Raw genomic sequence first — 9,927 nt, forward strand, 5'->3', positions numbered from 1 at the left:
TTCATGGCGATCCTTACCGTTCTGAACGGACCCAATTTGAATATGTTAGGTGTTCGGGAACCGGGGTTATACGGCAGCAAAACTTTGCAGGATATCCAGGGCAGCGTTGAGAGTTTGGCGCGGTCGTTGGGGCATCAGCTGAGTTTTTGGCAGAGCAACGCCGAACACGAAATCGTCGAACAGATTCATCAAGCTTACCGGCAAGGTGTCGATTTCATCATCATCAATCCTGCTGCGTTTACCCATACCAGCGTGGCGATTCGCGATGCCCTGCTGGCTACCAAGATTGCATTCATAGAAGTTCATTTATCGAACGTGCATGCCCGCGAGCCTTTCAGAAGACATTCTTATTTTTCGGATATCGCCGTCGGCGTTATCTGCGGATTAGGGGCTACCGGTTACGAATTGGCTGTTCAAGCCGCTCATCAGTTATTACAAGAGAGAACTCAGAACGATGGATATTAGAAAAATAAAAAAATTAATCGATCTTATCGAAGAATCCGATATTGCTGAGATAGAAATTAGCGAAGGCGAAGAGTCGGTACGCATCAGCCGCTACTCCGCGGCTGCGCCGATGCAATATGCAGCTCCTGCGCCGGTAGCGGCTGCACCGGCTCCTGCAGCGGCAGCGCCCGCTGCGGCTCCGGCGGAAGAGAAAATCAGCGGCCACGCCGTCAAATCGCCGATGGTCGGCACGTTCTACCGTTCCGCTTCGCCCGGATCGGCTGCGTTTGTCGAAGTCGGTCAAAGCGTTAGCGTTGGTCAGACCTTGTGTATCATTGAAGCGATGAAAATTCTAAATCAGATCGAAGCCGACAAAAGCGGCAAGGTTAAGCAGATTCTGGTGGAGAATGGTCATCCGGTCGAATACGGCCAGCCTCTATTCATTATCGAATAACCTGTTTCGAGGCTTGGCTTATGTTTGAAAAAATTGTTATCGCCAATCGTGGCGAGATTGCATTGCGCATTTTGCGGGCTTGCCGCGAGTTGGGTATTAAAACTGTGGCGGTCTATTCCGAAGCGGACCGCGACCTGAAGCATGTGCGTCTGGCCGACGAAGCGGTTTGCATCGGCCCGGCGGCTTCTTCCGGCAGCTATCTGAACATCCCGGCCATCATCAGTGCTGCCGAAGTTACCGATGCCGAGGCGATTCATCCTGGGTACGGTTTTCTGTCGGAAAATGCCGATTTTTCGGAAAAAGTCAGTCAGAGCGGATTTGTATTTATCGGGCCCAAGCCGGATACCATTCGGATGATGGGCGATAAAATCTCTGCGAAGAAAGCGATGCAAGCGGCCGGTATTCCATGCGTTCCCGGTAACGGCGACCCATTGGGCGACGACGACGAAACCAACCTAAAAATGGCGCGGGAAATCGGTTATCCGGTGATTATCAAGGCTGCGGGCGGCGGCGGCGGCCGGGGCATGCGTACAGTGCATACCGAAAGCACCTTGTTGAACGCGATAGCAATGACCAAGGCTGAAGCCGGTACCGCATTTGGCAACAGTACGGTGTACATGGAGAAGTTTTTGGAGGATCCGCGCCATATCGAGTTTCAAGTGCTGGCCGATTCGCACGGCAATGCCATCCATTTGGGCGAACGCGATTGCTCGATGCAGCGCCGTCACCAAAAGGTGGTCGAAGAAGCACCGGCGCCGGGCATCACCGAGGAACAGCGTCAGTTGATGGGGGAACGTTGTGCCAAGGCTTGCCGGGAAATCGGTTATTTGGGGGCCGGAACTTTCGAGTTTCTGTACGAAAAAGGCCAATTTTATTTCATCGAGATGAATACCAGGGTCCAGGTCGAACATCCGGTCACCGAGATGATTACCGGTTTCGACATCGTCAAGGAGCAGTTGCGAATTGCCGCCGGCGAACCTTTGTCTATCACTCAGGAGCAGGTTACGTTCACCGGCCATGCCATTGAGTGTCGCTTGAACGCCGAAGATCCGAAAACCTTTATGCCGAGTCCGGGCCTGATCGAGCAATTCCATATGCCGGGCGGTCCTGGCATTCGTTGCGAGACCCATATTTATAACGGCTATCGGGTACCGCCGTATTACGACTCGATGATCGGTAAACTGATCGCGCACGGCGATGATCGAGCCAGCGCAATTGCCCGGATGAAGACGGCGCTGAGCGAAATGGTGATCGACGGCATCAAAACCAATATTCCGCTACAGCAAAGCATCATGGCAGATGCGGCATTTGCTCAGGGCGGACAAAATATCCATTATTTGGAAAAGAAACTGGGCATCCACTAAGCCGTAAATGGCCAAGGCAAAGCGTACGCCGTTTAATTCTCCAGTCAGGGCTTGTTTATGGCATGGCATCAGCTTTCGGTCGTAACCGACGAAACCACCGCTCCGGAAATCTCGGACTTCTTTTCCGAATTGGGAGCGGTTTCGGTAACCTATAGCGATGCGGAAGACGAGCCGGTTTACGAACCGGCTATCGACCAAACCAAAGTTTGGAGCCGCACGCGGGTGACGGCACTGTTCGAATTGGACTCGGATCCGGATATCGTGCAGTCACTGTTGTTCAATCAATTCATCGGTCAACCTTTGCAGGAGTGGTCGGCGGAAGTGTTGCAGGATCAGGCTTGGGAAAGGGCGTGGATGGAGCATTTTCAGCCGATGAAGTTCGGCGGCAAGCTTTGGATTTGTCCTAGTGGGCAGGAGAGAGCGGAGCCGGATACGGTGTGCATGACCTTGGACCCGGGGTTGGCTTTCGGGACCGGAACCCACCCGACCACGGCCTTGTGCCTGGAATGGCTGGCTAGTCACGAATCTAACGGCAAAGTCTTGATCGATTTTGGTTGCGGTTCCGGCATATTGGCGGTGGCGGGCTTGTTATTGGGCGCCGGATACGCGCACGCCATCGATATCGATCCGCAGGCCTTGACTGCCAGCCGTTACAATGCCGAGAAGAACGGGGTGCAAGACCGGATCAGCTATTATCTGCCGGAACAGTTCTCGGCGTTTGCCGCGGATGTGGTGCTCGCCAATATTCTGGCCAAACCGTTAGTCGAATTGGCGCCTGTGATCGCCGAATTGGTCAAACCCGGCGGCCAACTGGTGTTATCGGGGATTTTGAACGAACAGGCCGAAGTGGTGGCCGACGCCTACCGCGCGCTCGGTTTGTCGGTTGCCGAACCGGTGCGTCGTGAAGATTGGTGTCGGCTAGATGTTTGCAAGCCCGGTTGACGAATGTTCACCCTCTGTCCGAATTGCCAAGCACCACAAGCCGTAACGGTCGGGCAATTGCGTCGGCAGCGAGGATTGTTGACCTGCCCGAGTTGCGGTCAGCGTTTCGACGGTCTGGCAGAGTTAAGCGAGGACGGCAGCGAAGCGTCGGATTGTTCTAGAGAGCCAAATGGGATCGTTGCGAAACCAGGACAGTCAAGTTTCAAGGGCTGGCGATGGGCTGGCGCGATGGCATTCGCTGTATTGCTCGCTCAGGTTTTTTATTTCGAAGGCGAAAAACTCTACCGCTTGCCTACCGTTGCCGCGAATTGGCAGCGATTGTGCGGAATGGTCGGTTGCCGACCTCCCGGTTATAACAATGACCTTGAGTTATCGGTATCGCATACCGATTTACAGCGCCAAGCCGACAATAGTTACGTTTTCAGCGCGGCAATCACCAATCATGCCGTTTTGTCGCAGGAAGGTACGATGTTAAGGTTGACTCTGCTCGGCTTTAACGGCCAAGCGATTGCGGAGCGGGCTTTTTCATTGCCGCAATTGGCGGGCGTCGCTGTGCTAAAGCCGGACCAGACATTGCCGATTCGATTGCATATCGCCGCACCTGCGGCTCAGGTGGGCGGTTATGTTTTTAAGTTATCGTAAATACGCATGAGTTATCCCGAACTGTTTCTGAAAAAGAACGAAGACAAACGTTTGCGCCAAGGCCATTTATGGGTGTTTAGCAATGAGGTTGATTGCCGGCGTTCACCGCTGGAGCAATTTAGTCCGGGCGACTTGGCTACCGTATGCGATGCCGAGGCTAAGCCGATCGGACTAGCCTATGTCAATCCCAATGCTTTGATTTGCACGCGGTTGTTGACGCGTAAAAGCAATCTGAAAATTGGCGAGAGTTTTTTCAAATCCCGGCTGAGCCAGGCGCTGAATCTGCGTCAGCGTTTGTTCGACAAACCGTTTTACCGCTGGGTGTTCGGCGAAAGCGATGGGCTGCCTGGTTTGGTGGTGGACCGGTTCGGCTCGGTATTGTCGGTGCAAATCACCACGGCCGGCATGGAGCGGCACAAGGATTTAGTGGTCAAGGTTTTATGCGAGTTGGCTGAACCGACAGCGGTACTGTTGAAAAATGATACCGGCCAACGCCAGCTTGAAAACTTGTCTCTGGTGCCGGAGTTGGTTTTTGGGGAATTGCCGGAGCATTTGGTGGTCGAGGAAAACGGTTCCCGATTTTTGGTGAATGTTGCCGAGGGTCAAAAGACGGGCTGGTTTTACGATCACCGGGAGAACCGTGCCCGGCTGGCAAAGTTGGTGGGCGGCATGCGGGTGCTGGATTTGTTCAGTTACGCCGGGGCCTGGGGCATTCCGGCAGCAATGGGCGGGGCGGCCGAAGTCTGTTGCGTCGATAGTTCTGAAAGCGCGTTGAAACTGGCCGAAGCCAGCGCCGAGTTAAACGGTGTCGCCGGTAAAATGCGTTTTGTGCGCAGCGATGTGTTTGAGTTTTTAAAGCAGGCTCGAGAGCAACGCGAACAGTTCGACGTCATCATATTGGATCCGCCGGCCCTGATAAAACGCAAGAAAGATTTTAAATCCGGTTATGAAGCTTATCGACGCTTGAACCATTTGGCGTTACAGGTCTTGTCCGGCAGCGGTATTTTGGTTTCGGCGTCTTGTTCTCACCATTTGAGTCGGGAAAATCTGCAAGAAATTTTGCGATCGTCGGCACGGCATATTGATCGGCATTTGGTGTTTTTTGCCGCCGGTGGCCAAGGCCCGGACCATCCGATACATCCGGCGATGGCCGAAACCGAATATTTGAAAGCGTTCTTTTGCGCGGTTAGCGCACGTATCTGACCAGATGCCGGCGCAGAAATCGGGCTGCGATCTGTGCGGGCAGCCGGTGTTGATTGGCGGATTCAAGTTGAATACCGTGCAAGGGCCGAAAAAATTCTGCTGCGAGGGCTGTCGCAGCATTTTTCAATTGCTCAATGCCGAGCAAATAATAATAACGACAACAGAGGAGAAACAAACATGACTACCCAAGGGGGCATAAAAGCCTGCGAATCGTGTACAGACCGCGTCAATATCGGTTGCCATCATAAACAGATGCCGGTGTGGTCCAGGGCCGTCGGTTTGTTGTTCATCTACTTACCGATTCTGACTTTGCCTTTTGTCATTGCCAGTGCTTATCTCACCTACTTCAGTCTGAAATTGGTCGGTGCGCAAAATGTCAAAACCTGGGGCGATTTTTTGCCGGCCAGATCGAGTCATCGCTATGATCTGAAAAGCCAGATTACGATGGACGGCTCGTTCAAGTTGAGTATGTCGCAGTCCAAGCTATTTTGGATTTTAAATTGCACTTGGTATTGCCCTTACAGCGTGGGTTTGTTTGAATGGCATGCCTACATGGTGAAAGTGGTGGAAAATTGGTGGTGCCCGTTTACCCATGATCGTAAGAACAGCTACACCCAAGGTGCTATTGATCAGTCTTTTTGGCACATTTACCCGGAAGAGAAGGCCAAGTTGCATGAAGAGGATAAAAGCAATCCGATTTTTACCGCCGACCCGGATGCCTAGTGGTTCCGCGATTGTCACCGTGCCTTAATCCGGCCCAGGGATAATGGCGGGTCGGTCTGGTGCTGGGGTTATATAGTTTTTCGGCACTTGACCGGGATGGGTGGTTGAGAAGGCTGGTTAAATTCATTAGCCGCAAACTCTCATAACCTACAGAGTCTAAAAACCAATTCTTATTGTCGACACGGAATGAATACAGAGAATACTAGAGCGGCCGTTGTGTGGTCTTGTTGGGGTGCAGCTTTTTTGCTGCTGTGTTTGGTCTTTCGCGACAGCTTGGCCGAAATGGTTAACACCTGGACTAACGTTGAGGAGTATAGCCACGGTTTCTTCATTCCGTGTATCACGGTTTATCTGATCTGGATGCGGCGTAGCGAGCTGAGCTTGGCACAAAACTTCAGAGAATCGACGCCCGGGTTGGCTGTGATTGTTTTGGGCCTACTGATTTTTATATTGGGTGGTCTGGCGACAATCAAGACGATGGAGCAATACGCCTTTCTGATTGTATTGGTTGGCGTATTCATCTCTGCTTTTGGATTCAAGGGGCTTAGGACGTCTGCGGTACCGTTAATGTTCCTAATCTTCATGGTGCCCTTTCCTCAGTTCATTTTAAATAACCTCTCATCGAAATTGCAGTTGATTTCGTCTTGGCTCGGTGTCGAATTTATTCGGGCTTGTGACATCATGGTATACCTGGAGGGTAACGTTATCGACTTGGGCAATTATAAGTTGCAAGTGGTTGATGCTTGCAGCGGTTTGCGCTATCTGTTCCCCCTGGCCAGTTTGGCATTCTTGTGCGCCTATCTGTTTAAAGGGCCGTTCTGGCAGAAGCTGCTGATTTTTTTGTCGGCCATGCCGTTGACTATCCTCATGAACAGTTTTCGTATCGGCGTGATTGGTGTGTTGGTCGATAATTGGGGTACTGAGATGGCGGAAGGCTTTTTGCACGATTTTGAAGGTTGGGCTGTATTTCTGTTGTGTATGGTGCTGTTGTTCATTGAGATGTGGGTTTTTAGTCGGATCAGCGGCAGAAAGTTGGCATTCGGTGAATTGGTGCAGATCCCCGCGGAATGGGGGATGGCTCCGGCCATTGGTTTTTCCGTCGGACAATTGAATCGCTCGGTATTTGTAGTTGCAATATTGCTTGTTATCGGAGCCAGTTTCGCGGAAATGTCCAGAGGCAGGGAGGATGTAATCCCGCAGCGCAAAGCGTTCTTAAATTTTCCGACTAAGCTAGGCGATTGGCAGGGTCGCAATGATTATTTAAGCCAATTCTATCTGAACGAGTTGAAACTCACCGATTACGTAATTATCAATTTCAATCGGCCTGGCACCCAAAATAGCGTCAATTTTTACAGCGCTTACTATCAGTCTCAGCGTAAAGGCGCTGCGGTGCATTCGCCGCGCAGTTGTATTCCGGGCGACGGTTGGCAGATCATCAGCTACGGTCAGAAAGAGTTTCCTGAATTTGCGTTGGACGGCCATTCGCTTGAATTGAACCGGGCTGTTATTCAAAAAGGCGACAGTCGCCAATTGGTATATTTTTGGTTTCAACAACGGGGTAGAACGATAACTAACGAATACATGGTCAAATGGTACCTATTTTACGATGCTATTATGATGAATCGGACGGACGGGGCGTTGGTAAGATTAGTCACTCCGGTGAATACGGCTGAAGACATAGCGTTGGCTGACAGTCGCTTGCAAAGTTTTTTGCGCGATTTATTACCTGAGTTAGGAAATTATTTGCCTGGGAAAACGATAGTTCCAGCTACAAATGTTTCTACTTCAGGTTGATTGAGCAAGAGCAGCTGCGTCGGCTTTAAAGTGGCTGAGTCTAAATTGGATTTTTCGAATGTTGTCCTACAGAAAAGGAGCTTTAAGTGAGTACTAAAAAAGCGTTGATTACCGGAATTACCGGCCAGGACGGGTCGTATCTGGCTGAGTTTTTATTGGAAAAGGGCTATGAGGTGCACGGTATCAAGCGACGTTCTTCGCTTTTTAACACTGAGCGCGTCGATCATATTTACCAAGATCCGCATATCAAAGATCCGAAGTTTTTTTTGCATTATGGCGACTTAACCGATACTTCGAATTTGACGCGGATTCTCAGTGAGATCCGTCCCGACGAAGTCTACAACTTGGGGGCGATGAGCCATGTTGCTGTATCGTTTGAGTCTCCCGAATATACGGCCGACGTCGATGCAATAGGTACCCTGAGGTTGTTGGAAGCGATTCGGTTTTTAGGATTGGAGAAAACTACTCGGTTTTACCAGGCATCGACTTCCGAGTTATATGGCTTGGTCCAAGAAATTCCGCAGAGAGAAACGACGCCGTTTTATCCTCGTTCGCCCTATGCGGTGGCTAAGCTGTATGCTTACTGGATTACTGTCAATTACCGCGAAGCCTATGGTATGTATGCTTGCAACGGTATTCTGTTCAATCATGAGTCGCCACGTCGTGGCGAAACGTTTGTAACTCGGAAAATTACCCGAGGTCTCAGCAATATAGCCATTGGTTTGGATCAGTGCTTGTACATGGGCAATATGGACTCTCTGCGTGACTGGGGGCATGCTAAGGACTATGTGCGGATGCAGTGGATGATGCTGCAGCAGGAACAGCCGGAAGATTTTGTAATTGCTACCGGCGTGCAATATTCGGTGCGACAATTCATCGAAATGTCAGCTAAAGAATTAGGGGTAACTATTCGCTGGGAGGGTAAAGGCGTTAGCGAAAAAGGGTTTGTCGAGACTATTACCGGCGACAAAGCCCCGGCAATGACGGTCGGCCAAAACATCGTGGCGATTGATCCCCGTTATTTCAGACCGGCAGAAGTTGAAACCTTGTTGGGCGATCCAGCTAACGCCAAAAACAAGTTGGGCTGGGTGCCGCAAATTACGCTGCAAGAAATGGTCGCGGAAATGGTGGCGTATGATCTGGAGCAGGCGCAGAAGCATGCCTTACTCAAAAAGCAAGGGTATAGTGTAGCCGTCAGTAGGGAGTAGGTTTGTAATGGATAAAAATTCGAAAATTTATCTGGCAGGTCATCGCGGTATGGTTGGATCGGCCATATATCGCCAGTTATCGGATGCCGGCTATCAGAATATTGTGGTTCGAACCCATGCGGAATTGGATTTGACTGATCAAGCCGCTGTTCGCGAGTTTTTGGCGTCCGAGAAACCCGATTGTGTGGTATTGGCTGCCGCCAAGGTTGGCGGTATTCATGCCAACAACGAGTATCCGGCTGAATTCATATACCAGAATTTGATGATTGAGGCTAATGTCGTTCATGCCGCTTGGTTGGCGAATTGTCGTAAGCTTTTGTTTTTAGGAAGTTCTTGCATATATCCGAAGTTTGCGGAGCAGCCTATGCGGGAGGATGCGTTGCTAACGGGAGTGCTGGAGTCGACTAACGAACCTTACGCGATTGCCAAAATCGCTGGGATCAAATTGTGCGAATCGTACAACCGCCAATATGGCGTTGATTACCGTTCGGTCATGCCGACCAACCTATACGGCGAGAATGATAATTTTCATTTGGAGAACAGTCACGTTATTCCGGCCTTGGTCAGGAAATTTCACGACGCAAAAATAAACAATGCTCAGACGGTCGAGGTGTGGGGAACTGGCAAGGCTATGCGCGAGTTTTTACACGTCGATGATATGGCGGCGGCTTGTATACACGTCATGGGCTTATCCGAGGCGGAATACAAGTCTTGCACCGAGCCTATGTTGTCGCATTTGAATGTTGGCACTGGTACGGATGTGACTATTCGAGAACTGGCAGAGACTATCGGTCGAGTCGTCGGTTTTCAGGGTGAAATTAGTTGGAACACAAGTAAGCCTGATGGTACGCCGCGTAAGTTGATGGATGTATCCAAACTGAAGTCTTTGGGGTGGGAGCCCAAGATTGGTTTGGAAGAAGGTCTAAGCAGTACCTATAAATGGTTTTTGGCTCATCAGGGGCACTTTAAGAGTCATTAGCCGTCTCTCGCCGCACCTTAACGGCTAAAATTAAGTTAAGTGTTGACAGAGTGGAGAGTTATGGCTAGAATGAGCGGCTCTTCACTGCTGGCGGCTTTGGGATTGAAAGTTGGATCCTGGTTTGGTGGTGGCTTTACTGGCTCTGTTGTTTTGGGGTTGGTGAGCTGGTGATTT

At 50.8% G+C, this 9,927-nt stretch carries 10 protein-coding genes and 1 pseudogene; all 11 read left to right on the top strand.

The window, feature by feature from the left end; genetic code table 11:
* The first annotated feature begins 3 nt into the window (after positions 1–3).
* On the top strand, positions 4–465 hold the full coding sequence (aroQ, locus tag C2U68_RS09120) for a type II 3-dehydroquinate dehydratase (RefSeq protein ID WP_140912173.1): 462 nt from the start codon (positions 4–6) through the stop codon (positions 463–465).
* The gene (gene accB / locus C2U68_RS09125; protein WP_140912174.1) at positions 455–898 is read left to right on the top strand and encodes an acetyl-CoA carboxylase biotin carboxyl carrier protein; all 444 of its coding nucleotides are present in this window, start codon (positions 455–457) and stop codon (positions 896–898) included. Before aroQ ends, accB begins: the two co-directional genes overlap by 11 nt.
* Before the next feature lie 20 nt (positions 899–918).
* Positions 919–2,262: an acetyl-CoA carboxylase biotin carboxylase subunit gene (gene accC / locus C2U68_RS09130; RefSeq protein ID WP_140912175.1), complete on the top strand. Its 1,344-nt coding sequence runs from the start codon at positions 919–921 to the stop codon at positions 2,260–2,262.
* Positions 2,263–2,319: 57 nt separating this feature from the next.
* Positions 2,320–3,204, top strand: a complete 885-nt coding sequence (gene prmA / locus C2U68_RS09135; protein WP_140912176.1) for a 50S ribosomal protein L11 methyltransferase — start codon at positions 2,320–2,322, stop codon at positions 3,202–3,204.
* Between the two features lie 3 nt (positions 3,205–3,207).
* Positions 3,208–3,306 (top strand): annotated as a pseudogene (locus tag C2U68_RS21785) (zinc-ribbon domain-containing protein); the annotation flags it as partial.
* Positions 3,307–3,432: 126 nt separating this feature from the next.
* Entirely contained in the window at positions 3,433–3,846 is a 414-nt protein-coding gene (locus C2U68_RS21565; RefSeq protein ID WP_260839274.1) for a DUF3426 domain-containing protein, read from the top strand.
* A 6-nt stretch (positions 3,847–3,852) separates the two neighbouring features.
* A complete protein-coding gene (locus tag C2U68_RS09145; RefSeq protein ID WP_140912177.1) occupies positions 3,853–5,049 on the top strand; it encodes a class I SAM-dependent rRNA methyltransferase in 1,197 nt (398 codons plus the stop codon).
* A gap of 177 nt (positions 5,050–5,226) precedes the next feature.
* Complete coding sequence (locus C2U68_RS09155; protein ID WP_260839275.1) at positions 5,227–5,772, top strand: hypothetical protein; 546 nt, start codon at positions 5,227–5,229, stop codon at positions 5,770–5,772.
* 186 nt (positions 5,773–5,958) lie between these two features.
* Positions 5,959–7,566, top strand: coding sequence for a VPLPA-CTERM-specific exosortase XrtD (gene xrtD / locus C2U68_RS09160; RefSeq protein ID WP_140912179.1), 1,608 nt, complete (start codon positions 5,959–5,961; stop codon positions 7,564–7,566).
* 86 nt (positions 7,567–7,652) lie between these two features.
* Positions 7,653–8,774 carry a GDP-mannose 4,6-dehydratase gene (gene gmd / locus C2U68_RS09165; protein ID WP_140912180.1) on the top strand — a complete coding sequence of 374 codons (1,122 nt, stop codon included), beginning with the start codon at positions 7,653–7,655 and terminating at the stop codon, positions 8,772–8,774.
* A gap of 7 nt (positions 8,775–8,781) precedes the next feature.
* Positions 8,782–9,753 (top strand): GDP-L-fucose synthase family protein, encoded by a 972-nt coding sequence (locus tag C2U68_RS09170; protein WP_140912181.1) that lies wholly within the window; start codon positions 8,782–8,784, stop codon positions 9,751–9,753.
* Positions 9,754–9,927 lie beyond the last annotated feature (174 nt).

This window comes from Methylomonas koyamae, from assembly GCF_006483455.1.
Lineage (GTDB): Bacteria > Pseudomonadota > Gammaproteobacteria > Methylococcales > Methylomonadaceae > Methylomonas > Methylomonas koyamae_B.